The sequence below is a fragment of the Paenibacillus cisolokensis genome (assembly GCF_050481165.1).
Taxonomy (GTDB): domain Bacteria; phylum Bacillota; class Bacilli; order Paenibacillales; family Paenibacillaceae; genus Paenibacillus_AH; species Paenibacillus_AH cisolokensis.
In genome coordinates this window covers 61,802-86,070 of record NZ_JBCNFP010000041.1, presented here as the reverse complement: position 1 = coordinate 86,070, position 24,269 = coordinate 61,802, and the positions used below count along the sequence as shown (strand labels likewise).

The 24,269-nt window shown below is 58.3% G+C and carries 25 protein-coding genes; all 25 read right to left on the bottom strand.

The window, feature by feature from the left end; translation table 11 throughout:
* Positions 1 to 617 (bottom strand): polysaccharide pyruvyl transferase family protein (locus ABEV74_RS07925; RefSeq protein WP_430144934.1); only part of this gene is annotated, 617 nt, incomplete at its 3' end.
* Positions 590 to 2,614, bottom strand: coding sequence for a DUF5693 family protein (locus tag ABEV74_RS07920; protein ID WP_430144939.1), 2,025 nt, complete (start codon positions 2,612 to 2,614; stop codon positions 590 to 592). The genes ABEV74_RS07925 and ABEV74_RS07920, both read right to left, overlap by 28 nt.
* 117 nt (positions 2,615 to 2,731) lie before the next feature.
* Positions 2,732 to 4,447, bottom strand: a complete 1,716-nt coding sequence (locus tag ABEV74_RS07915; protein ID WP_430144931.1) for a phospho-sugar mutase — start codon at positions 4,445 to 4,447, stop codon at positions 2,732 to 2,734.
* 60 nt (positions 4,448 to 4,507) lie between these two features.
* Positions 4,508 to 4,939: a 3-hydroxyacyl-ACP dehydratase FabZ gene (gene fabZ / locus ABEV74_RS07910; RefSeq protein ID WP_062496462.1), complete on the bottom strand. Its 432-nt coding sequence runs from the start codon at positions 4,937 to 4,939 to the stop codon at positions 4,508 to 4,510.
* A gap of 145 nt (positions 4,940 to 5,084) precedes the next feature.
* Positions 5,085 to 5,651, bottom strand: coding sequence for a CDP-alcohol phosphatidyltransferase family protein (locus ABEV74_RS07905; protein WP_430144928.1), 567 nt, complete (start codon positions 5,649 to 5,651; stop codon positions 5,085 to 5,087).
* A 167-nt stretch (positions 5,652 to 5,818) separates the two neighbouring features.
* Positions 5,819 to 6,169, bottom strand: coding sequence for a DNA-directed RNA polymerase subunit beta (locus ABEV74_RS07900; protein WP_430144927.1), 351 nt, complete (start codon positions 6,167 to 6,169; stop codon positions 5,819 to 5,821).
* Between the two features lie 14 nt (positions 6,170 to 6,183).
* The gene (locus ABEV74_RS07895; RefSeq protein ID WP_430144925.1) at positions 6,184 to 7,026 is read right to left on the bottom strand and encodes a flagellar hook-basal body protein; all 843 of its coding nucleotides are present in this window, start codon (positions 7,024 to 7,026) and stop codon (positions 6,184 to 6,186) included.
* A 17-nt stretch (positions 7,027 to 7,043) separates the two neighbouring features.
* Positions 7,044 to 7,913 (bottom strand): flagellar hook-basal body protein, encoded by an 870-nt coding sequence (locus tag ABEV74_RS07890; protein ID WP_430144923.1) that lies wholly within the window; start codon positions 7,911 to 7,913, stop codon positions 7,044 to 7,046.
* A gap of 224 nt (positions 7,914 to 8,137) precedes the next feature.
* Positions 8,138 to 9,142 (bottom strand): rod shape-determining protein, encoded by a 1,005-nt coding sequence (mreB, locus tag ABEV74_RS07885; RefSeq protein ID WP_062490252.1) that lies wholly within the window; start codon positions 9,140 to 9,142, stop codon positions 8,138 to 8,140.
* 137 nt (positions 9,143 to 9,279) lie between these two features.
* Positions 9,280 to 9,570 (bottom strand): sporulation transcriptional regulator SpoIIID, encoded by a 291-nt coding sequence (spoIIID, locus tag ABEV74_RS07880; RefSeq protein ID WP_062490250.1) that lies wholly within the window; start codon positions 9,568 to 9,570, stop codon positions 9,280 to 9,282.
* Between the two features lie 240 nt (positions 9,571 to 9,810).
* Positions 9,811 to 10,539 carry a peptidoglycan DD-metalloendopeptidase family protein gene (locus ABEV74_RS07875; RefSeq protein WP_430144922.1) on the bottom strand — a complete coding sequence of 243 codons (729 nt, stop codon included), beginning with the start codon at positions 10,537 to 10,539 and terminating at the stop codon, positions 9,811 to 9,813.
* Between the two features lie 110 nt (positions 10,540 to 10,649).
* A complete protein-coding gene (gene spoIID, locus ABEV74_RS07870) occupies positions 10,650 to 11,822 on the bottom strand; it encodes a stage II sporulation protein D (protein WP_430144919.1) in 1,173 nt (390 codons plus the stop codon).
* Between the two features lie 183 nt (positions 11,823 to 12,005).
* Positions 12,006 to 13,433, bottom strand: a complete 1,428-nt coding sequence (gene murA / locus ABEV74_RS07865; RefSeq protein WP_430144917.1) for a UDP-N-acetylglucosamine 1-carboxyvinyltransferase — start codon at positions 13,431 to 13,433, stop codon at positions 12,006 to 12,008.
* Between the two features lie 290 nt (positions 13,434 to 13,723).
* Positions 13,724 to 13,975: a DUF1146 domain-containing protein gene (locus tag ABEV74_RS07860; RefSeq protein ID WP_062490239.1), complete on the bottom strand. Its 252-nt coding sequence runs from the start codon at positions 13,973 to 13,975 to the stop codon at positions 13,724 to 13,726.
* A gap of 144 nt (positions 13,976 to 14,119) precedes the next feature.
* On the bottom strand, positions 14,120 to 15,682 hold the full coding sequence (locus tag ABEV74_RS07855) for an NADH-quinone oxidoreductase subunit N (protein ID WP_430144915.1): 1,563 nt from the start codon (positions 15,680 to 15,682) through the stop codon (positions 14,120 to 14,122).
* A 3-nt stretch (positions 15,683 to 15,685) separates the two neighbouring features.
* Positions 15,686 to 17,314 (bottom strand): complex I subunit 4 family protein, encoded by a 1,629-nt coding sequence (locus ABEV74_RS07850; RefSeq protein ID WP_430144912.1) that lies wholly within the window; start codon positions 17,312 to 17,314, stop codon positions 15,686 to 15,688.
* A complete protein-coding gene (gene nuoL, locus ABEV74_RS07845; protein ID WP_430144908.1) occupies positions 17,314 to 19,176 on the bottom strand; it encodes an NADH-quinone oxidoreductase subunit L in 1,863 nt (620 codons plus the stop codon). The genes ABEV74_RS07850 and nuoL overlap by 1 nt, the downstream gene beginning before the upstream one ends.
* Positions 19,177 to 19,180: 4 nt before the next feature.
* Positions 19,181 to 19,483, bottom strand: coding sequence for an NADH-quinone oxidoreductase subunit NuoK (gene nuoK / locus ABEV74_RS07840; protein ID WP_062490230.1), 303 nt, complete (start codon positions 19,481 to 19,483; stop codon positions 19,181 to 19,183).
* 1 nt (position 19,484) lies between these two features.
* The gene (locus ABEV74_RS07835) at positions 19,485 to 20,000 is read right to left on the bottom strand and encodes an NADH-quinone oxidoreductase subunit J (RefSeq protein WP_062490228.1); all 516 of its coding nucleotides are present in this window, start codon (positions 19,998 to 20,000) and stop codon (positions 19,485 to 19,487) included.
* Positions 20,000 to 20,449, bottom strand: a complete 450-nt coding sequence (gene nuoI, locus ABEV74_RS07830) for an NADH-quinone oxidoreductase subunit NuoI (protein ID WP_062490225.1) — start codon at positions 20,447 to 20,449, stop codon at positions 20,000 to 20,002. The genes ABEV74_RS07835 and nuoI overlap by 1 nt, the downstream gene beginning before the upstream one ends.
* A gap of 15 nt (positions 20,450 to 20,464) precedes the next feature.
* The gene (gene nuoH, locus ABEV74_RS07825) at positions 20,465 to 21,481 is read right to left on the bottom strand and encodes an NADH-quinone oxidoreductase subunit NuoH (protein WP_430144904.1); all 1,017 of its coding nucleotides are present in this window, start codon (positions 21,479 to 21,481) and stop codon (positions 20,465 to 20,467) included.
* On the bottom strand, positions 21,481 to 22,581 hold the full coding sequence (locus ABEV74_RS07820) for an NADH-quinone oxidoreductase subunit D (protein ID WP_430144901.1): 1,101 nt from the start codon (positions 22,579 to 22,581) through the stop codon (positions 21,481 to 21,483). The genes nuoH and ABEV74_RS07820 overlap by 1 nt, the downstream gene beginning before the upstream one ends.
* Before the next feature lie 7 nt (positions 22,582 to 22,588).
* On the bottom strand, positions 22,589 to 23,284 hold the full coding sequence (locus ABEV74_RS07815) for an NADH-quinone oxidoreductase subunit C (protein ID WP_430144898.1): 696 nt from the start codon (positions 23,282 to 23,284) through the stop codon (positions 22,589 to 22,591).
* Complete coding sequence (locus ABEV74_RS07810) at positions 23,281 to 23,799, bottom strand: NuoB/complex I 20 kDa subunit family protein (RefSeq protein WP_062490219.1); 519 nt, start codon at positions 23,797 to 23,799, stop codon at positions 23,281 to 23,283. Before ABEV74_RS07810 ends, ABEV74_RS07815 begins: the two co-directional genes overlap by 4 nt.
* Positions 23,784 to 24,155, bottom strand: a complete 372-nt coding sequence (locus ABEV74_RS07805) for an NADH-quinone oxidoreductase subunit A (protein WP_062490217.1) — start codon at positions 24,153 to 24,155, stop codon at positions 23,784 to 23,786. Before ABEV74_RS07805 ends, ABEV74_RS07810 begins: the two co-directional genes overlap by 16 nt.
* Positions 24,156 to 24,269: the final 114 nt, after the last annotated feature.

Here is a 24,269-nt window from a genome sequence, read left to right as displayed (position 1 = left end):
GCCGCGGTCCCGGCCGGCGCCGGGGCATCGCCCGCGCCGCCGGCGTGCGCCGCTGCCGCCGCTTCCTGCGGCAGCGGCAGCCCCATGACCGGATCGGGCACGACATCGATCCGGTCGCGCGCGACGCCCATCCGCCCGAGCAGCTCGGCGGATTCGGCGTCGCGCACCGACACATACGCGCTCCGCCGCATCACATGGCGGATCAGCGGATCCATCCAGCGCCGGTTCACCGGCCCGATCCCTTGCGAGTAAATGAAGGTCGGCTTGCCGAGCAGCTGCGCCAGCTTGATGATGCCCGTATAATACGGGATCGTCAGCGCGCCCGTCGCATCCTGCAGCAGGCTTCCGCCTCCGCTGATCAGACCGTCGCTTGCCCGCAGCGCCCGCAGCACCTCCGCCGGGCGCATCCGGTGAACGGCGTCGACGCCGTACATCTCCGCCGTCCAGGCCGGGTCCGCGGACAGCACGACCGGACGGATATCCGCGCCCTGTGCCGCACCCTGCTCCTTCAGCGCCAGCAAAATCGACTTCAGCACCGCTTCGTCGCCGCTATTGCGAAAGCCGTAGTAGCCGGAAATGACCAGGCGCCTCACCATTTCAGGTTTCGAGGTCCCCATCGTTTCCATGCCCCCTCAACGATTTGCCACGCTGCGATGATGACGATTCCGATCACCGCGCCGAGGCCGAGGCCGAGAACTACGCGAATCGCCGAGATGTGCAGCGGCGTATGAATATGGGCGAACGTATCGACCATCGACAGCTGGCCGATCGACCCCACAATTAACAATACCCAGGCAACCCGATATCGAAGCGCCACGAACAATCCGAATATAAACAGCGGATGCGACAGCAAAAATTCTTTGAACCGCGGACGAACCCCGAATGTCGACTCCAGCGTATTGCGGAAGAACAGCTCGAGCGACGTAGCCGTTCCGGCGTTGCCCGTGCGCGACATATAGTACATGCCGACCACTCCGAGTACGCCCGCTACGGCCACCCACAGCACCGTAATCGGCATCTTCAAAATCCGTTTGGCGCTGCCGACGACCGACGCCCCGGTATACAGGAACACATAGACGGCGGTAAGCGCAATCGGCGCGAGATGAAGCAGGCTGACGCCCCGGAACTGCTCCAGCACAAGGCTGTAGGTTACGTCGTTCAGCAGCCCGACCACGAACGGAACCGCGGCGAGCGAAATAAGCGACGTCACGGCAAAAATCGTAAGGGCGAGCCCGAACCGTTTGCCGGCCGACAGCCCGTCGAACATCCAGCGTACCGGACGCCCTTCTTCCGCGTCGCTCTCCTTGCCGCCGAATGCGCCGCTGCGCGCCGCAATCGTCCAGTCCGTCCCGCCGACGGCCCGGCGCGCGCCGTCCGTACGGTTTCGTACCCGATTGACGGCCCACACCATGGCCAGCGTCGGCGCGCTGATCGACGCGCCGAGCGCCAGCGCCTGCTCCAGCAGCGAGCCGGAAAGCACCAGATAAATGCCCGCGCTTCCGAGCAGGCCGAGCACGAATGCGGGAATGAGCAGAACCGGTACGAAAGCGCCGACGAGCAGCGCGATCAAAGCGATGGCGCCAAGCGCCACCACGCCTTTGACCGGCGTCTGCCAGCCGTAGGTTTTCACATCGAAATGCCTGGCCGACCCGGAGGAAAATCCGAACGAAGCGAGCCGCTCAACCGCTCCGTCTTCGCTGCCGATCGCCTTGTAGATATTGTCCAGCGGGTGAACGACGCCGCCTTGCTCGAGACTGCGGGTAGGTGCGCCGTTCATGTAGAACATCCGGATATTGCGATCCTTCGCCGCCAGCAGGAAACGGTCGGCGATCGCATCCGGCGACATCGCGGCCGCGTCTCCGTCGGAGAGCGAATACAGTCTGACGATATTGTAATCGGTCAGAAGCGCCAGGCGCGAAAGACCCGCTTGCGGCACCCTCATATTTTCGATAGACACGACCCCGATGCCGTACCGGTTGAGCAGCTTTCCAAAATGCTCCAGGCTTTTCAACTCGGCATTGTCGTTGTAGCCTTTCACCGAATTGCCGTCAAACAGAATGCGTTTGACGCCAAGCTCCGCGAACCCGGCCAGCATCCGCTCCGTCGCGTCCGGATCGTACGGCCGCACCCGGTCGGACAGTCTCGGCAAGATTTGGAACCCGGCATCCTTCAACTGCTTCAATGCCATCGGATCGGGCGGCATCGTTTTCAGGATGGCGTCTTCCACCGGCGTTTGGATCACCATGCCGTTGCGTCCGCCAAACGACCAGGAACCGAACGGGATGTCCAGCCTGGCGAACGTTTCCTCGATCATCGGACGAATCGCCGCTTCTTCCTCCGGACCGGTGAACAGCAGGTACGTATAGTTCTCGCCGACCGTCGGCAGCTTCCCCTGCAGCGTGGCGGCCTGCGTACCGTTGTACAGCGTCAGGCGGCCGGCGGTCGACAATTCGGCCAGCGTCGACTCGAATACGGCCATCGTCGTAATGCCGGCGTTCTTCATTTGCTTCAAATGTTCGTTCAGGAATGCCCGGGGATGTGCATGATACGATGCGATCTGCACCAGATTGCGATAATTGAATACGAATTCCACTTCCTTGGAAGTCTGCTCCATCTGCACTCGCACAACGCCGAGCGGCACGGCGGCGATCATGCCGATCAGCGTCAACGCCAGGAGCCATTTCTGGGCCTTACGGTTCCATTGCTGCCATCGAAGCACGAAGTCCACTCCTTAACCTACTTGATCGACCCGTCCCATTACCGCTTTGGTCAGGCGGGCCACTTTGGCGGAAGCGTCTTCCCGAGAGCTTCCCTTGACCGCAAAATATACTTTGATTTTCGGTTCCGTGCCCGAAGGACGCAAGCAAAACCACGAACCGTCAGCCAACAAAAATTTCAGCACATTTTCAGGGGGCAACCCGTCCAATCCGCCTTGATAGTCCAGCACCCGGTTCACCGTCACGCCTGCGACTTCGGCAGGAGCGTTCGTCCGCCAGTCTTCCATGATCGCCTGAATTTTCTGAACGCCGTCGATCCCTTTCAGGGTGCGGGACTCCAGATGCTCCTGGTAGTAGCCGAATTGTTCGTACAGTTCAAGCAGCACATCGTACAGCGACTTGCCCTGACGGCTATAGTATGCCGCAGCCTCGCAAATCAATAACGACGCGACGACCGCGTCCTTGTCGCGGGCATACGTGCCGGTCAAATAGCCGTAGCTCTCTTCGTAGCCGAACAGAAACGTTTTTTCGCCCGACTTCTCGTACTGCGTCATTTTTTCCCCGATATACTTGAAACCGGTCAGCGTATTGACTACTTCCGCCCCGAAATGCCGGGCGATATCGGCGCCCATCTCGCTCGTTACGATCGTCTTAACAACGACTCCGTTCTCCGGCAGCCGTCCCTGTTCTTTAAGCTGGCTCAAAACGTAATAAATCATCAGCGCGCCGGACTGATTGCCGGTGAGCGCGACATATTCTCCCTCATGGTTGCGGACGACAGCGCCCATCCGGTCGCAATCGGGGTCGGTGCCGATAATAATGTCGGCGTCCACCTTCCGCGCCAGCTCGATGGCCAGCTCGAACGCTTCGCGTTCTTCCGGGTTGGGCGATTTGACCGTGCTGAAATAACCGTCCGGCTGTTCCTGCTCCGGAACGACCGATACCCTTCTGAAGCCCGCTTCCCGCAGCACCTCGCGAACGGGAATATTGCCGGCCCCGTGAAGCGGCGTGTAGACGACGGCGAATCGCTCGCCCAGCTCGCCCTGCAGCAGCTCCCGGTTCAGACTTTGCGCCGTGACGGCCTTCACGTAATCCTGGTCTTCCCGCTCGCCGAGCCACTTAAGCAGCCCTTTCTGTTCCGCTTCTTCCCGGGAAAGCCGCTTCACTTGATCGAAGCTTTGCACTTGCCGGATCGCCGCAATGACCTGCTCCGCAGCGGCCGGAACGAGCTGGCAGCCGTCCGCCCCGTACACTTTGTAGCCGTTGTATTCGGGCGGATTGTGGCTCGCCGTCACGACGATGCCGCCGGAAGCTTTCAATGACCGGACCGTGTACGACAATTGGGGAGTCGGACGAAGCGACGGGAACAGATACGCCTTGATGCCGTTCGCAGCCAGCACAAGGGCGGCATGAAGCGCAAACTCCGGCGAACGGTTTCGCGAATCGTGGGCGATGACGACCGACGGGGCGCTTTCCCGCTGCAGCAGCCATTCGGCCAATCCCTGGGTCGCTTTGCCGACGGTGTAGACGTTCATCCGGTTCGTCCCTGCTCCCATGACGCCGCGCAATCCTCCGGTTCCGAACTCCAGATCCCGGTAAAACCGGTCCTCGATTTCCTTCTTTTGCCCGGAAATTCCGCGCAGCTCTTCCTTCGTCGCCTCATCGATGTAGGGGTCGTTCAACCAGGCTTCATATCGCTCATGCGCCGCTTGAAGTGACATGGCACCCATCCTTTCGTTTCCATTTAATCATCGATTAAAAATATCTAATAGCGTCAATTATTAACAGCGTCAATTCGGATCGGACAGCGCGAACATCAGCTCGCCCTCCGCCACCTTGCGGCCGTCCACCGTCGCCACGGCTTGTCCTTTGCCTATCGTACCTTTCAGGCGTGTAATTTCAACTTCGAGCCGCAACGTATCGCCGGGTTTGACCTGGTCGCGGAAGCGAAATCCGTCTATTCCGGCAAAAAAGCCCAGTTTCCCGCGATTTTCCTCCTTCATCAGCATGGCGACCGAACCGACCTGAGCCAGCGCTTCTACGATCAGAACGCCGGGCATGACAGGATAACCCGGAAAATGTCCGGTAAAAAACGGTTCGTTCATCGTTACATTTTTGATACCCACCGCCCTTACCCCGGCTTCCACTTCCAAAATGCGGTCAATCAGCAGAAACGGCGGACGATGAGGGATAATCTCCTGAATTTGCGTAATGTCAAGCATGGCAGCGTCTCCTTTCGCGGCATGGCGCATAATTAAGCGCCGCTTTGAAAAAAATAGAGGCATCCTTCGTGAAACTGCAGTTCATGAAGGTTGAGATAAGGGGGTCTGGCTTTCGGATCGAAGCATCCGCCGGCCGGGCCTCTTTTCACGACGCGTCGGCGCCGTCGGCGCCGGGCTTTGCGGGCGTCTCTTGCGCAGAGGATGGCACGGACCGGTTCATGGACAGAAACAGCGCGATATACATCCCCGACGTTATAAACGAAAACGCGATGACCCCCCACAGACATTGCTGTGCATACGGCACATCGAAAAAAATGAGCATGATGGCTATGTAATATAGCACGGTCGTCAGCTTGCCCATCCAGTTGGCCGGCACTGTCTTTTTCCCGCGAAAATGAAAAAAGGCCGAACCGACAATCATCCCGAGATCGCGCACGAACATCAAAACCGCCGCCGCCCACGGAATGCGTCCGGTCAGAACAAGAGACAGAATGACCGTAATGAGCATCAGCTTGTCCGCGAGCGGATCGAGCATCATGCCTGCCGCCGTCACCTGGCCGCTCTTGCGGGCAATATAACCGTCCAGAATATCGGTCAATCCCGCCGCGGCGACAATGAGAAAAGCCGATATCAAGCGACCGTCGGCAAACACGGCGACGTAAACGGGAATGAGCAGAAACCGCAGAAGTGTCAACATATTCGGCAAATTCACGCTTACGCCCCCTTCTTTCCATTCTCGCTCCATTCCCGCCGAACTTGCTGATTTTTCGGGCTGCGAGGTCCCCACTCATTATAACTCTATGCCGGCAAAAAAAAAACACCTCCCAAGTCCGGCTCTTGAGCGGTGATACGGCCGTCCGACCGTTCGGAATCGAACAATCAGGAATCGGCAAAAATAAGATCGTACATATGCTGCCACGTAGCCCAATCGAACACGTCGTCGGCAGATCCGTTGCCCAGCACGACATACCCGATGTACAATCCGCCGCACAGCGCGATTAGAAAAAGAACGGGTACGACGCATATTCGAAGAATGATACGCAAGGCACGCAGCCATCTGGAACGGCTCCTGCCCGAAGCGCCCGCCTTGTTGGCGGAAGGCGTTTCCCCTTCGGTCCGGGAAGCCGCGTCATTCCCGCGTTCCCGGCCGCCTTCGTCATGGGAGAGACGATCGGCGGTTTCCCGGTCCTTCTTTCGGGAAACGCCAAGTTTCGCCTTTTCCACGCTCATGTCCATCATCCTATCTATCCGCGCAGCGAATTGGCCATGCCCATCATCATGTCACTGGACGACAATGCCCTTGCGCTCAGCTGGTAAGCGCGCTGCACGTTAATCAATTCCGTCAATTCGTCGACCAGACTGACGTTCGACTGCTCCAGATATCCCTGATGCAGCGAAATCCGGTTCCCCTCGCCGGGCACGATATCGGTCAGCACGTCGTCCCGATTCACCCCGTTCGGAACCGCAAACAAATTGTCCTGAACCGCCGCCAGCAGCGCCGGCTTCGTCGGTTCCACTACCTTCAGCCGACCGAGTCCGACCGCAGTCCCTTCGGCGTTCACGGCTTCCAGCCGGCCGTCCGGATAAATCCGAAGATCGCAGTTCGGAGGCAGTACGACATTGCCTTCGACCGTCTGTCCGTCCGCGCCGGTCATCACCGCTACGACCGGATATCCGTCGCCTGTTGCCAAAATGGTATCACCGTTTCCGTTCAACGTCAACTGGAACGCGCCGTTGCGCGTAAACGCGCGCGTCCCTTCCGCATCGGTCACCACTTCGAACAGCGCATTGCCTTCGATCGCGACATCGGTCGAAAGTCCCGTTTCTTTAAGCGCACCCTGACTGAGGTCCGGCTGAAGCATATGTATTCGCGCTCCCCAGCCCTGGGAAAATCCGCCCGGCGTAAGACGCCCCGGCCGCTCGAATGCCTCCGGCTGCTGCTGCACGGTGCGAAGCAGATCGCTGAACGTCGCTTGCTTCCGTTTGTAGCCGGCGGTATTGACATTGGCGACGTTTTCGGCGAGCAGATCGAGACGCTGCTGCAGTCCGTTCATCGACGACATGGCGGTGATCATGGAATTGTTCACGTATTATCCCCCTCCGGTTACACCCGTCCGACTTCGTTGGCGGCCTTTTCCAGACTCCGGTCATAAAACTGGACGACTTTCTGATTCGCTTCGTATGCCCGAACAGCCGCCATCATGTCGACCATCGATTGGGCGGAATCGACATTGGACCGTTCGATATAGCCTTGATGAACGACAACTGCGTCATTCGCCTCAAGCTCGCGGGCAAGCGCAGCATCTTCTTCGTTCAGCCGGAATTTGCCGTCTCCTTCGCGAACGAGGCGGTTCGGGTCGTCGATCCGGGTGAGCAGCAGCCGCTGGCCGGTCGGCTCGCCCGTCTCGGCATCCACGAATTGTCTGTCCGCCGTCAAGGACAGTCCCTCCAGGCTTGTCCCCGGCTCGAAACGGATCGGTTGGCCGCCCTCGCCGAGCATCGCCGCCCCGTCAGGCGTGATCAGATCGCCGGTTTCGGTCAGCACGAACTGCCCGCCTCTCGTGTAGCGGATTTCACCGTCCCTGTTCTGCACGGTAAAGAACGCTTGCGGCTGAAAAATCGTTTCGCCTTCCGGCGTCACGTACTTGCCCGATTCGTCGAATACGGCTCCCGGTACGGCAATTTCGGAGACGATCGCGAAGTCGGACATCCGGTTCGTCTTCAGCAGATCGCCCTGCAAATGCAGCAGCAAACTCTCTTCGGCCAGCACGCCCGTATGGATCGGACCGATAGCCGCATTAGGCTGATCGCTGGCGCCGACGATCGACAGAAGCATCTCCGGAAAGGAGCGGGACACGGCGACCGACTGCTTGTAGCCGGGCGTGTTCAGGTTGGCTATATTGTTCGTCACCGTATCGTGGCGGCGCTGCTGGGTGAGCATTCCCGACGCGGCCGTGTACAGACCTCTCAGCAAGATTATGACCTCCTCAAGACTTTGCGAAGCAAAGTCATCTTCGTAAGCATAAGCTTAGACTTTGCGCAGCAAAGTCATCTTCGTAAGCATAAGCTTAGATTTTGCGCAGCAAAGTCATCTTCGTAAGCATAAGCTTGGACACTCCATAATAATATTATCGGCCGGCGAAGCCCGAAACGTGAATCGTTCGCGCTGGCCGGCCTTTGTCGCAGTCCCGTCCTATACTACGCTCTGATCTTGCGACGCGTCACCTTGTCGAGGTTGTCCAGCATAATGCCGGTTCCCTTTACCACGCAATGCATCGGATCGTCGGCAACGAGTACGGGAACTTTCAGCTCCTCCGCCAGCAAGGCGTCAAATCCGTCAAGCAGCGCTCCCCCGCCTGTAAGAATGACCCCCCGGTCAATAATATCCGCCGACAGCTCCGGCGGCGTCTGCTCCAATACCGACTTCGCCGAAGCTACGATGGTGTAGACGGAGTCCCACAGCGCCTCCTGCACTTCTTCCGAACGAATCGTAATCGTAAGCGGCAGGCCCGTCACCATGTCGCGTCCGCGAATGTCCATTTCTTCCCGTTTGCCGTCGGCATGCACCGTGCCGATTTTGATCTTAATATCTTCGCTCGTCCGTTCTCCGATCAGCAGCTTGTACTTGTTTTTAATATATTTCATAATCGCGGCGTCAAACTTGTCCCCCGCGACTTTAATCGAAGCGGCGGTCACAACGTCTCCCATCGACAGGACGGCTACGTCCGTCGTGCCGCCTCCGATATCGACCACCATATTGCCGCTCGGCTGGTAGATATCCATACCTGCGCCGATCGCCGCCGCTTTCGGCTCCTCTTCCAAATAAACCTCCCGCGCCCCGCTGCGTTCAGCCGCCTCGCGTATCGCTTTTTGCTCGACCGACGTAATGTTCGTTGGCGCGCAGATCAGTATGCGCGGGCGGCTGTACCAGTTGCGTCCGCCGACACGGTCGATGAACGCTTTCAACATAATTTCCGTAATTTCAAAATCCGCAATAACACCGTCTTTGAGAGGACGAATGGCAACAATATTGCCGGGAGTCCGCCCGACCATCCGATGCGCTTCTTCTCCGACAGCCAGCACGCGCTTCGTGTCGCTTTCGATCGCGACGACGGAAGGCTCGTCAAGCACGACGCCTCTGCCCTTCACGTGAATCGACACATTGGCCGTTCCGAGATCAATTCCGATATCCTTGCTCAGCATAAGGGTTACGTCCTCCAACGAAATAATGTTCGGCATATCTAAACATCATCATAAAATGATGCCAAAAGCATGGCAATACCCAACATTATTAATTCGCCAGAAAACGGAAAATCCCTTTTTTTTCAAAGCGCCGATAATCAATCAATTTTTGCCGCAGCGATCACCTCCCGCTTCTTGCTGTTCGATTTCTTGTATTTAATCTTGGTCGCTTCTCCTCCCCTCAAGTGGCGGATCGACTTATGGTACTCGAGAATGTGCTTGACCTGATCCGCCAAGTCGGGATTGATTTCCGGCAACCGTTCGGTTAAATCTTTATGCACCGTGCTTTTGGAAACGCCGAATTCTTTGGCGATCGTCCGTACCGTATGCTTCGTTTCCACGATACAACGGCCGATTTTTATCGTCCGTTCTTTGATGTAATCGTGCACGTTCCCGCCTCCCTGCTCGAGATAGTTTGGTACATTATATGAGGGGTACGGGTAGATATTCTTTATAGCCAAGCGTGACAAGCCTCAATCCTGCAATAATTTTCAAATTCGCATCCGAAACGGCGGCCGGGAATGACTCCCTCATTTTTATAGCTCGTATGCCGCCGCAGCGCGTTTTTCCCCGGTTCCAAAATGAAACAGGCAAAGGACGATGCCCTTGCCTGTCTCATTCAAGTTCCGTTATGGCTGATCGAACAAAATGTTCGGGTCGATCGGCTTGCCGTCCTTCAGCACTTCGAAGTGAAGATGTACGCCTTGGTCTTTTTCCAGCTCGTTGCGGCCCGCTTTGGCAATAACCGTGCCCTGCTTCACATCCTCGCCATTCTCGACCTGAATGTCCGCCAGGCTCTGGTATACGGTCGTCAGGCCGTCGCCATGGGTAATTTCCACGATGCCGCCGTTCGTCGGATGTTTTTCCACCCGGCTGATTTTGCCGCTGAGCGCGGCCAGCACGTCGAACGTTTCATTGTTCGGACTTGCCCAGTCGATGCCCGTATGCGGCGTGAACGTATTGCCGGTCTGCAGCATCGCCGCCGCGCGCTCCTCGCCGGAAGCTTCGGCATTGTAGTAAGGAATCGTTTCTTCCAGCTCGTCCCGGTTGGCGACCGGATACTGCATCAGCTCGCCGCCGGTCGTCACCTCCAGCGTATCTTCCTGTACAGCCTGTTCACCGTTTGCCCCTTCGGTCTCCGTCAGTTCGGAAGTCTCGGATGCCGGCTCGGGTTGTTCCGCTCCCTGATAGATCCACATTAAGGTTACGATGATAGCTGCCGCGGCCACGAACACTGCCGGAGAAACCCATCTTTTCGACAGCGCCTTTTTCCAGCCCGAAGACTTGGCAGCAGACGATTCTCCCATTGCGGTTTTGGGAGCTTCTTGCTCTTGTTTCGGTTTGTTCTGCTCATTCATCTTCTATCACCTCACTAGCCATTGTTGCCAGAACGATTCTGTTTATACGTGAGATGATCGCTATTTTTGAAGATTGCAAGCGAATGGCCGCGACGAGATTGCCGGAACGGCTATCGTTCCACAAGCTTCGAAGCTTGTTCGATTTTCGTTCCCGAATAATAGTGGCGCAATATTTGCCCGGCTGTCGAGCCTTCCATGGCCATACCATTGGCTCCCCACTGGCTCATGCCGACACCGTGTCCGTAGCCGTAGGTGGTCACTTCCACCTTATCGCCTTCAATCTTCCATTCGAATTGCGTGGATGGAAGACCTAGCTTCTCTCTCACTTCGCGCCCGCTCCACGTTCGGTCTCCGGCTGCGACCGATTGGATCCGGTGCCCGTCGGTCCACTCCAGCACCCGAAGCGAAGCCGCCTCCCGCTTGCGGATTCCGAGCAACCGGCAAAATTCGCCGAGCTCGAACGTTACCGTTTCTTTATATTTCGGGGAAATATGGATGTCCCACGGGCTTGCGACACTGCGCAAATAAGGCAGTTCCTCCTGCCAGTAGTCTTCCGAATTTTCCGTATACCCGTTGCTGGTCGAGAAAAAAGCCGCCTCTATCGGCTCGCCGTCATACGTGATGACGAGTCCCTTCGTCTCCTCGACGACACGATTCAATTTGTCCAGATTCTTTTTCCTCTCTTCTTCCGGCCATTGCTTAGCGAGCTGTTTCAAAGAGATATATACTTGATGATCGATCGTATCGGTAACATCGGCCCCGTCGACCGTCATGCCGCTGCGATCCCCGAGCGTCAACCGTCTGACGATATAGGTACGCGCAGCGATCGCCTGCGCCTTGAGCGCTTCCTCTTCGAATTCGATCGGCATTTCGCCGGCCACGACTCCCCGAATATACAATTCGAGCGGAACTTTCTCAATCCGCTTCTCCTTCGTCAAATAGACGCGAACGATCATCCGGTCGAGCGGCCCCGGAGCCGGCTGCGCGTCGTCCTGCCGATCCGAAGACGCAACCTCCCGGGACGAACCCGTGCCGGCCATGTCCCTATTCAATGTCTCTTGCGCCGAAGCCGAATCGGCGCCTTCACGGCTCTCGACCGCGGAAGCGCGATCTGCGGGGACGGATGGCTTGTCCGCCCGTACGCCCGCATGAAGACCGGCCAGCGCCCCTCCCAGCAGCGCGCCAAGCCCGAACAGTATCCACCAGCGCGCCGCCCTTTTCCCGGCCCAACGCCGCAGCCAGCTTCGCCGCCCGCCGATAATCCGCCATCTTATCGCTCTCATTTTCCGCTCCTTCCTGTCCCGGCAAGCTGTGATTGATCCCATTCTATGAGCGGATCTAATAGAATAGAACCGGCTTTCTAGCAGCGCCCTGGTCATCCAAAAAAAAGAAGCTGCGATATTCGCAGCTTCCGATAATGTTATGAAATTCGACGCCCGATCGAACAGGCGGTCAGCCCTCCGGGCTCAAGCCCAGGTCGGCTGCACTTTGATAACCGTGACATCCTTCTCGCGCTTGCTTTCCTTGTTGTCCTTGCTATCCGCGCCGGAAGCGGCCGATGACGGGATTGGCGGTACAGGTGCGGTATGGACCACTTCGCTCAAAGAAATGCGGGGAGCGGCTTCGGCCGGTTCCGCTTCCTTCAGACGCTCGATAGAAGCGCCAAGCGCGGCCAGCTTGCCGGTAATATCGACGTAGCCGCGGTCGATATGATGCACGCCTGTAATTTCCGTCTCGCCATCCGCGCACAGCGCGGCGCAGATCAGGGCGGCGCCGGCGCGCAGATCCGTCGCGCAGACTTTCGCCCCGCACAACGCCGAACCGCCGCTTACGATAGCCGATCGGCCTTCCACTCGAATTTGTCCGTTCATCTTCAGGAACTCTTCGACATGCATGAACCGGTTCTCGAAGACGGTCTCCGTCACGACGCTCGTTCCTTCGGTCACCATCAGCAGCGCCATCATTTGCGCTTGCATATCGGTGGGAAATCCCGGATAAGGAAGCGTTTTGACGTCGACCGATTTGAGCGGTCCGTTCGCCTGTACGCGAATACCGTTCTCTTCCTCCTCGACTTTCACGCCGATCTCTTGCAGCTTGGAAATAACCGGACCGAGATGATCGCTGATGGCCCCTTCGATAAAGACGTCGCCGCCGGTAATCGCCGCGGCGATCATGAACGTGCCGGCTTCCACGCGGTCGGGAATAACCGTATGCGTTACACCGCGCAGCCGTTCCACGCCTTCAATCCGGATTACACCGGTGCCGGCTCCCCGGACTTTGGCGCCCATCTTGTTCAAATAATTCGCCAGATCAACAATTTCCGGTTCCTTGGCGGCATTGTCAATGATCGTCGTTCCTTCGGCCAGGACGGCGGCCATCATAATATTTTCGGTCGCGCCGACGCTGGCGACGTCCAAATAAATTTTCGCGCCTTTCAACCGTCCTGCCGTTTTCGCCTCGATGAATCCTTGACCGATCATAATTTCCGCGCCCAGCGCCTCGAAGCCTTTCAGATGCTGGTCGATCGGCCTTGTGCCGATCGCGCATCCTCCCGGCAGCGATATCCGCACCTGCCCCACCCGGGCAAGCAGCGGACCCATGACGAGGAACGAAGCACGCATTTTACGTACAAGCTCATATGGGGCCTCAAACGAGGTTATGTTCGTTGCGGTAACCCGCATCGTTTCATTTGCGTATGTCAGTTGCGCTCCAAGCGATGCAAGCACGTGTTGAATCGTTATTACATCGTCGAGGAGGGGAACGTCGCAGATGACGCTTTCTCCTTCTGTTGCTAACAATGAGGCTGCCAGTATGGGGAGGACGGCATTCTTCGCGCCATGCACCCGAACCGTTCCCTCCAGCCTACGGCCCCCGCGGACGACTATTTTGCTCATCTTATGGTTTCCCTCCGCGCTTCCTAATTCCGAAAAATATGGTACTCTTGCTCGATGCCAAACTTCATCATAACATTCCTCTACATGAATCGACAAGCGTTTATTTCCAGCACCTTACGTCGTACTGCATAAATGCGTATATGCCGGCCGGTATCGCTTGAGCAAAGTGATCTGCGGCGCATCGTCAGCCGGCCCCAATGCTGACAAATAGCGCGTTTTCATAAGATTCGTAAAGAAGTGCCGATTTCGTACCGTTACGTATTACCCATTGTTGACATATTTCGCCGTTGTTATTCGACAAAACCTCTCAGCATGTTCGACCAATGCCAATAATCCAGAATAAACGAAGCGAAGGCATGGCCGAGCACGATCGCCAGCATAACCTGGAGAATGCGCGCCTTGGGTCCTTTCGGCCTGCGCATGAAAACATCCAGTTTCAGCTCCTGAAGAACGGTCCAGGCGAGCACAATGCTGAACAATACGACGACAATCGAGAGCAGACCGGTCATTCCGGTCAGCGTGTGGATCCGATCGATATCCATAAGTTAACCACATTCTCCCTTGCTCGAACCTTTAATCCTCGAAACTTTATTATAACGTATATCCCCGGCCATACAGAAGCCGCGCGGACCTGAGTACTGCGCGGCATGGAAAACAGCTTTGGATTGGGACGGGCGATTAGGCCGTCAACGGATTATCAAATCGCCCGGCAAGGAGAATATCCGATCGATCCACTGCATAACCGGATTCGGAAACAGGCCGAGCAGCACCGTCGCAACCGCGCATAGCCACAGCGTCAGCGACACGGTTGCCGGCATCCTGAGCGGTTCGTCCGAAGCGGTACGCATGAACATTTGACGAATGATGCCGAAGTAAAAATAGTAGGTCACAATGCTGGTTACGGCCATAATCGCCGCCAGCCAATACTGCCGTTCGGCGGCCGCGCCCATCAGAATGAACAGCTTGCCGAAGAAGCCTCCGGTCACCGGCAATCCGGCCAAAGACAGCAGAAGGACGACCGATGCCGCCGCCGTCCAGGGAGCCCGGTGATACAGGCCTGCAAAGCGGCTGATCTCCGTGTTGCCGGTCGAATCCGACACCGCCGACAGCACGGCGAACATGCCGATGTTCATGAACAGATAAGCGGCAGCGTAGAAGAAAAATTCGCCGAAATTGTTGCTGTGCGCGCCGGACAGCGACAGGCCGATCGGCACGAGCAAATATCCGGCGTTGGCTACGCCGGACAGCGCCAGGAGCCGCTTGGCGTTCCGCTGCCGGAGCGCCGCCGCGGAGCCGACGATCATCGCCATTGCCGCCACCGCCAGCAGCGCTGTAAACACGTCCTTGTTTACCGGCGCAGCGCCCGATTCCGCGAAATAGACGGTGTTGTAGAAGACCCGCATGACGATCGCAAGCGCCGCCGTTTTCGAGACGACTGCCAGGTAGGCGGTTACCGGAGTCGGAGCTCCCTGATACACATCCGGAGCCCAGGCGTGGAACGGAGCGGCCGCAATTTTGATGCCGAAGCCGGCGATCATGAAGAAAAAGGCGGCGTACACAAGCGCTTGATAATCCGTCACCAGCTGCGGCAGCGCCATTCCGATCTCATTCAGTCCCGTCGATCCCGTCAAGCCATACAGATAAGACATGCCGAACAGAATAAATGCCGACGATATGCCCCCGGTTACGATGTACTTAAAGGCGGCCTCGAACGATTTCGAGCTTCGTTTCCGGAGTCCGACCAGGACATAGGTCGTAATGCTCAGCAGTTCCAGACCGATATACAGCGTAATCAGATCGCCAGCGGAAGCCATCGTCATCGCCCCGATCGTCGCCGGCAGCAGCAAGTAGTAAAACTCCCCGCGCGTCGGAACGTCCCGCTCTTTCACCGTCTCGACGCTCATCAGCAAAATGAGTCCGGTTGCGGCGAGAAACACCGTCTTCATCAAACTTGCGAAATCGTCAATGCGGTAGCTGTCGCCGAGAAGGCTGACTGCGGCGCCTGCCCGGACCGCGTCTTCCGGAGCGCCCCAGACCGGATTCATCTCCAGCATTCTCCAGATGACAAGCCCCATCGATACCAGCACGCCGCCAAGCGCAATCCACCCGATTAGCGAGCGGTTATACTTCCTGGGCATGAGCAGATCCAGCAGCACCAGCGCCAGCATAAAGGCGGCAAGCGTAGCTTCCGGCGCGAGATAGCCCATGTCCGCCCACGTTATCGGCGCACTCCATTGCCCTCCGGTCATGGTCTATCCCCCTTCCCTTACGATGAATGTGTCCAGGAGCGGTCCGAAGCTTTGCTGAAGCGTATCGGTTACGAGCGACGGATACACGCCGAGCAGCACGATCAAAGCCATCAGCGCGATCATCGGCACCGCTTCGATCAGCCGCGCATCCGGCAGCGCAGCATGCTGTTCATTCAGCGGCCCGTACGTGATGCCGAGCACGCTGCGAAGCACATAGACCGCCGCCATAATAACGCCAAGCACCGCCAGCGCCGCCAGTGCCTTCTGCGTTTCGAACAGCCCGAGCAGCGCCAGAAACTCGCCGATGAAACCGGACAGTCCGGGCAGTCCGAGCGAGGCGAGGCCCGCCGCCAGCAGAAGGCCGCTCATGAACGGCAATGGTCTCGCCAGCCCGCCCAGCTCCGGCAACCGCGTCGTGCCGGTCCGTTCGTACAGGCTGCCGACGATCAGAAACAGCAGCGCCGATATAAGACCGTGGGACACAAGCTGGAAGACGGCTCCTTGCAAACCGATTTCATTCAACGACGCGATGCCCAGGAGCACGATCCCCATATGGCTGACCGATGAGTAGGCGAGCACGAGCCTGAACTCCGTCTGAACGAAGGCCAGAACCGCCCCGTACAGCATATTGACAACGCCAAGCGCCGCCAGCGCAACCGCCCATTGCTGCGCCTGCTCGGGGAACAGGAATACGCCGAGCCGGATCAGACCGTAGGCCCCGATCTTGAGCAACACGCCGGAGTGAATCATGACAATCGATGGCGTCGCCTCCGCATGCACCCGGAGCATCCAGGTATGAAACGGGAAAATCGGCAGCTTGATGCCGAAAGCGATCAGCAGCAGCACGAACAGCGCCGTTCGCATCCCGTCCGTCAGCCGGTACGGATTGTCCGCACCGCTCCCGCCGCCGGGCTGGTTCGCGTACGACTGCGGGTCGTTCAAATTATGATGGAGCGCCTCGTAGCTGCCGCTATAAACGACGTCAAACGTCCGGTTGTCCGCTTGTTGCTCGGCGGAAAAACCGGCCGTGGCAATCAGGATGACGAATGCGACAAGCATGATGGCCGAGCCCAGACCGTTGTACAGCAAAAACTTGTTCGCCGCCTTCTCCCGGTTGAACAGCCCCCAAATGCCGATCAGGAAAAACATCGGTATGAGTGTCAGCTCGAAGAAAACGAAAAACAGGATAATGTCCCGCGCCAGGAAGACGCCGAGCATGCCGGTTTCCAAAAGCAAAAACCACAAGTAGAACGCTTTCCACCGCTTCTTGATATGAACCGACGCGAGCGCGGCCATAACGGCGACCACAGCCGTCAGCAGCACCAGCGGCAGCGACAGGCCGTCGATCCCCAGATGATATTGAAATTCCATCCTGAAAGATGCGACAGAGCCGAATGCCTCTTTATTAAGCGGTACCGATATCCACGTCATCCGCTCCTCATACGCTGCCCCTCCGGCGGCCGGATCGTATTCGGCATAAAGCCAGAGGGCGAGCGCGAGCGGCACAAGCGAAGCCGCGACCGCCGTCGTACGGAGCCAATTGCTGCGGTGACCCGGCATACAGAGAAGAACGGCGATACCGAGCAGCGGCGAGAACACAATAAGCGACAAGATCGGCCAGTCCGCCACCATTACCAGAACCTCCTTCCGACGAATAGAGCCGCAAGCACGAGGAGGCCGATAACGGCCGTCAGCCCATAGGTTTGCGCCTGCCCGTTCTGCAGCCGGATTCCGGCACGGCCGAACGCGCTGGCCGACCATCCGGCAAACCGGACGATGCCTTCCACGACGTAATCGTCAACCGCCTGCAGACCGCGGCCGAGCGCCAGAAGCGGCCGAACCGCAACCCGCTGGTAGGCTTCGTCGATATAATACTTTTGCTCCAGCGCGCGCAGCAGCCATGGCATCCGGGAGGACACGGCGTCCCGGCGAATCGAGCCTTTGGCATAAACCGCCCATCCCAAGTAGATACCGAGCAGTCCGACAGCCGTCGAGGCGACGAACGCCAAACTTCCGCCATGTGTCTCTTCCGCCGTGCCCGTCAGCCACTCGCCCAGCCAGCCGTTCCACGGCGTCTCCACGAATCCCGCCGCAATCGCCGGCACGGCCAGCAGAACGAGCGGAACCGTCATGACGGCAGGCGACTCATGCGCCCGCGCACCCGTCTTCGGCTTGCCGGCGAACACGAGGAAGAACAGCCGCGCCATATAGAAAGCGGTAAAGAGCGCCGTCAGCAGCCCGACCGCGAACAGCGCCGGATGGCCGGCAAGCGCCGCCGTCAGAATCGCGTCCTTGGACCAGAAGCCGGAAAGCGGCGGAATGCCGGCAAGCGCCAGCGCCCCGATGGCGAACGTCCAGGCGGTCAGCTTCATCCGGGCGCCAAGACCGCCTATCTCCCGAATATCCTGCGTATGTACCGCGTGAATGACGCTGCCCGCTCCGAGAAACAATAGCGCCTTGAAGAACGCGTGCGTGAACAGGTGAAAGATGCCGCCGGCGAGCGAGCCGAGACCGAGCGCCATCATCATATAGCCGAGCTGGCTGACCGTGGAATAGGCGAGTATCCGTTTGATATCGTTCTGGGCAACGGCGATCGTCGCCGCGAACAGCGCGGTGAACGCCCCGATAAACGCTACCGTATCCATGGCGGCCGGAGACGCAAGGAAGATATCGTACGTACGCGCCACCAGGAACACCCCTGCCGCCACCATCGTAGCGGCGTGAATCAGCGCGCTGATCGGCGTCGGACCTTCCATCGCATCCGGCAGCCAGACGTGAAGCGGGAACTGGCCGGACTTGCCGACCGCCCCGAGAAACAAAAGCAGCGCGATCAGTGTCGTCATACCGGAGTCCGCCATCCCCGGTTGTCCGAACAGATTCGAAATGTCGGTGAAGGCGAGCGAACGATTCGGCATATGCCAGAACAACAGCAGAATGCCGATCAGCAGGCCGGCATCGCCGATCCGGGTGACGACGAACGCCTTCTTCGCCGCCTTTTTCGCCTCCGGCTTGGCGTACCAGAAGCCGATCAGCAGGAAGGAACAGACGCCCACCAGCTCCCAGAAGAAATAGAAGGTCAGCAGGTTGTCGGCCAGGACGAGAGCGAGCATGGCAGAAACGAACAGCGCGACATAGGCGTAAAAGACGGTGATCCGCTCGTCGTCCCGCATATAGCCGGCCGAGAAGATGTTGACCAGAAAGCTTACCAGCGAAACGACGACCAGCATCAATGTCGTCAGGTTCGTCACTTCAAAGCCCATCCGGAGCGTGAACTCCCCGATCGCGATCCACTCGAATCCTGCGTTGTAATCATCCGCGTTCGTTCCGAGCCGTTCTGCCAGCACAAGCAGCGACATGACAAGCGAAGCGGCGCTGCCGGCGCTGCCGACGACGATGCCGGCCGTCCGAAAGCCGCGGCCGAACGCCAACAACACAGCGAACGCGACAAACGGGAACAGCGGGACGAGCCAGGCGTATGAGGCAATCGACTGCATCCGGCTACCTCCTCATTTCATCGAATTCGTCTATGTTGACCGTTCCGCGCGACCGGAACAAGGCGATGAGCACCGCGACCCCGACGGCCGCTTCGGCAGCGGCGACGGAAATCGTGAAGAGGGTAAAAATATGCCCGGTCAGCGAAGGCGCGGCGCCATACTTGGCAAAGGCGATCAAATTGAGATTGACCGCGTTAAGCATCAACTCGATCGAAAGCAGCACGACGACGGCATTTCGTTTGACTAACGCTCCGTAAAGCCCGATGCAGAACAGAATGGCCGCCAATGTCAAATAAGATGACAGCATATCAGCCGGCCTCCTTTCGCGCCAATGCGATTGCCCCGATAAATGCGACCGTCAGCAGCACGGACAACAGCTCGAACGGGATCAGATAACCGGTATACAGCAGCTTGCCGATCTCGAGCGTCTGATCTTCGCCGAATGGAAACGGCGCGGGTTCGGGAAAGTCGCCGGCGCGGATGGCAAAGAACAGGAGCCCGAACAGGCTGAGCGCGGCGACCGCCGCAAGCGTCTCGTGCAGCGGCTTCACCGGGTCCGTACCCTCGGCCCGATGCTCCGTCATCATGATGCCGAAGATCATCAGAATCGATATGGCGCCGGTATAGATCAGCACCTGCACGAAAGCGACGAATTCGGCCTGCAGCAAGACGAACATGCCGGCGAGCCCGAGAAAAACGGCGGCCAGCGACACGACCATATGCACCACTTTGGTCAGGCTGATCGTCAAGACCGCGCCCGTAATCATGACGACGGACAAGAGAAAGAAGGCGACGAATTCGCCCGTAATGTCCAAATGGAGCATTATCTGGCTCCCCCCTTTCCCGGCGCCCCGATATTGTTGTTGTCCTGCCGTATATTGGTGTTGTTGGCGCTCAGCCACTCCTTGTCCTTGAACAGCTCGTCGCGGCTGTATGCGGAAAGCTCGAAGTTGTTCGTCATGACGATCGCTTCGGTCGGACATACTTCGGTGCACAGGTCGCACAAAATGCAAATTTCGAAATTGATGTCGAACGTATCGATCACTTTGACCTTCTTTTCCGGGTCCGGGTTCGGTTTGCCTGTCAGCGTGATGCAATCCGTCGGGCAGATGCGGGCGCATTGATTGCATACAATGCATTTGTCGGGTTCGAAGTATTGTATGCCGCGGAACCGGTCGGGCATGACGAACGGCTCGTCGGGATAGGAAGTGGTGACCTTCTTCGACGTCAACGATTTGAGCGTAACGCCAAGCCCCTTGATCAGACCTTTCATCTCTTCATCCCTTTCTTACCCCTTGGTGAACAGCTCCATATAGACGGCCGTCAAAAACACGTTGAGCAGCGCTAGCGGCAGCAGCACCTTCCAGCCGAGCCCCATCAGTTGGTCGATTCTCACCCGCGGAAAAGTCGCGCGCAGCCAGAACAGGAAGAAAACGATAAACGCGAACTTGAGCATAAACCAGACGATGCCCGGCACGAAATCGAGAAACGGCGCGGGCGCATGCCATCCGCCGAGAAAAAGCACGGTCGTCAGCGCCGCGATCGCGTACACGTATACGTACTCGGCCAGCATGAAGAACGCGAAGCGGAAGCCGCTGTACTCGACATGGTAGCCGGCCACCAGTTCGGACTCCGCCTCCGGCAGGTCGAACGGCGTCCGGTTCAGTTCCGAAACGGCGGCGACGACGAAAACGCCGAAGCCGAGAAGCTGAGGCAGGAAGTTCCAGTTCCAGAACCAGCCGCCGTCCTGCGCCGCGACGATGTCGCGCAAATTGAGGCTGCCGCTGAGCATGATAACGCCGGTGACGGAAATGACGAGGGGCACTTCGTAGCTGATCATTTGCGCCGCGGAGCGCATGCCGCCGAGCAGCGCGTACTTGTTGTTGGACGCCCACCCGCCGATGACGATCGCAAGTGTCGAAATGCCTGACAAGGCAACGAAATAGAGCAAGCCGACATTCAGATCGGCGAAATACAGGTTTTGCGTATACGGAATGGCCGCCAGCACGGTAAAGGCCGGGATATAGGCGAGCGCCGGCGCAAGGATGAACAGCGTCCTGTCCGCCTTCCGCGGAATGGTGTCCTCCTTCATGAGCAGCTTGGAAATATCGGCGACCGTCTGCAGCAGGCCGAGCGGACCGACGCGGTTCGGGCCGATCCGCAGCTGCATCCAGCCGATCACCTTCCGTTCGAAGTAGATGGCATACGTGACGAATCCGAGCACGATGATCAGCAGGACGGCGCTCCACAGCAAAAAGACGGCGGCATTGCCCAGCGTAAGCGGCTGCTCCAACAACGAGCCCATCAACAGTCCACCTCCCCGACGACAATGTCGATGCCGCCCAGTATCGTAATGAGGTTGGTCATCGTTTCTCCGACGAGCAGCTTCGGCAAGATTTGCAAATTGACGAACGACGGCCGCCGGAACTTGAGCCTGTACGGCTCCGACTTGCCTTTGGAGACGATATGGCAGCCGATCTCGCCGCGGGGAGACTCGATTCGCACGTAAACCTCCCCGGCCGGAGGCCGGATGACACGCGGCACCTTGCCCATCGTCGGCCCTTCCGGCGGAAATTGCTCGACCGCCTGTTTCAATATACGCAAGCTCTGGCGTATTTCTTCCAGCCGGATCAGATAGCGGTCGTAGCAGTCGCCGTTCGTGCCGACCGGAATATCGAATTCGAACCGGTCATAGATACTGTACGGCTCCGACCGGCGAAGATCCCACTTGACGCCGGTACAGCGCAAGTTCGCTCCGGACAATCCGTAATCGATCGCCGTCTTCGCGTCGTATTTGCCGATTCCTTTAATTCGGGCCAGGAAGATTTCGTTGCCGCTGACCAGCTTGTCGTACTCCTGCAGCTTCTTTTCCATGTACGGAATAAAATCCCGCACCTTGTCGATCCACCCTGGCGGCGCATCCCATTTCACCCCGCCGACGCGCATATAGTTGTAGGTCAGCCTGGCGCCGCACAGCTCATTGAACAGATTGACGATGGTCTCGCGGTCGCGGAAAGCGTATAGAAACGGGCTCATCGCGCCGATGTCGAGCAAATAGGTCCCCCACCATACGAGATGGCTCGCCACGCGTTGCAGCTCCATGACGATCAGCCGCAAAAATTCCGCCCGCTCCGGCACCTCCAGCCCCATCATCGTCTCGACGGCATGGACAAGCACGTAATTGTTCGTCATCGCCGAAACGTAGTCCATACGGTCGGTATAGGGAATGATTTGCGTGTAGTTCAGCCCTTCCGCCAGCTTCTCGGTTCCCCGGTGCAAATAGCCCATGACGGGAATCGCTTCCCGGATCACCTCGCCGTCCAGCTTGACGATCACCCGGAATACGCCGTGCGTGCTGGGGTGCTGGGGGCCGACGTTCAGCAGCAGCTCTTCGGTACGGATCACGCTTTCGTCACACCTCCGGATCGAACGGTTCGTAATCTTTGCGCAGCGGATGCCCCACCCAATCGTCCGGCATCATGATGCGTACCAAATTCGGGTGGCCCGGAAAATCGATGCCCAGCAGATCGTAGATTTCGCGCTCGTTCCAATTTGCCGTCTGCCAGACGGGCGTGACCGACGGCACGGAGGGCGCTTCCCGGTCCGTGCGCACCTTGAACGCCAATTCCTTGCGGCTGTCGAGGGAGACGAGATGGTATACGACCTCCATATGCGTCTCATAATCGACCCCGGAGACGTTGCGCAAGTAGTCGCAGCGCAGCGACGGATGATGCTTGACCAGTTCGGCTGTCTGCCGCCAGTGCTCCGCCTTGACGACCAGCGTCGGCATATCGCCGTTCAATTCGTTCAAATACGCTTCCTCCACCGCGTCGGGCGCCACGAGAGCGCGAATGAGCGCGGCCGTCTCGTCCAGCTGCGGCTGCTTGGGAGACGGCTTCCGCGGCTCCTCCGGTTCCGTCCGAGACGACGCTCCGGCCTCGGAACCGGGCTTCGCCGCGGCCGCGCGGGCCGCGCGGGCTTCCGCCGCCTCACGCTTCCTCGCCTCCCGGTCTGTGTCAGCCGCCGAGCCCGGAGCTTCGCTCCGTTCGCCGCCGTCCGCTCCCTTCAGCGAAAGCGCTTCCTCTTTCGTCTGGCGCTCGTCGCTCATCGGCTCGTCACCCGCTTTCCGGTTTTGGCTTCGTAGCGGATTTTTTCCTGCAGCTTGTTAATCCCGTAGATCAGTGCGGCGGGATTGGGCGGGCAGCCCGGAATATATACATCTACGGGAACGATCTGATCGACGCCCTTCATGACCGAGTAGGAATGGACATACGGGCCTCCCGCCGTCGCACAGGAGCCCATGGCGATCACCCATTTCGGTTCCGGCATTTGATCGTAAAGCCGGCGCAGCAGCGGTCCCATCTTTTTCGTTACCGTCCCGGCCACGATCATGACATCCGATTGGCGCGGCGAAGTACGGAACATGACGCCGAAACGGTCAAGATCGTAATGGGACGCCCCCGTCCCCATCATCTCGATCGCGCAGCAGGCAAGACCGAACGTCAGCGGCCACAGCGAATTGCTGCGCGCCCACGCCTTCAACTGTTCCAGCGTACCCATAAAGACGTTCCGCTCCAGCTCCTGCCGCTCCTCCGGAGTAATGGATTCTAGTCGGAATTCCATTGCAGCACCTTCTTTTTCCAGGCATAGAACAGCGCGATCGACAGCATGCCGACGAAAATGAGCATCTCCACCAATACGAAGAGGCCGAGCTGGTTGTAAGCGACGGCCCAGGGGTATAGAAATACGGTTTCCACATCGAAGATGACAAACATAAGAGCGAAAAGGTAATAACGGATGTTGAAGCGGACCTGACCTTCGCCGACCGGCTCATTCCCGCTTTCGTAAGTCGTCTGCTTCGGATCGTTCGGCTTGTGCGGCCGAAGAACCCGTCCGACGGCAAGCGCCGCTACGGGCAGCAGAATGCCGAGCAGCAGGAAAATCGTGACAATGACATAGTTGTTGACATACTTCTCCACACAATCGCCTCCATGACCAGATGATGTGAAGAACGGCGGCACGCACCGCTTGTCAAATTTCCTTCACAATTATAACAAATGCTGCCACAAACGTCTATGATAGGGTTTTCCCGC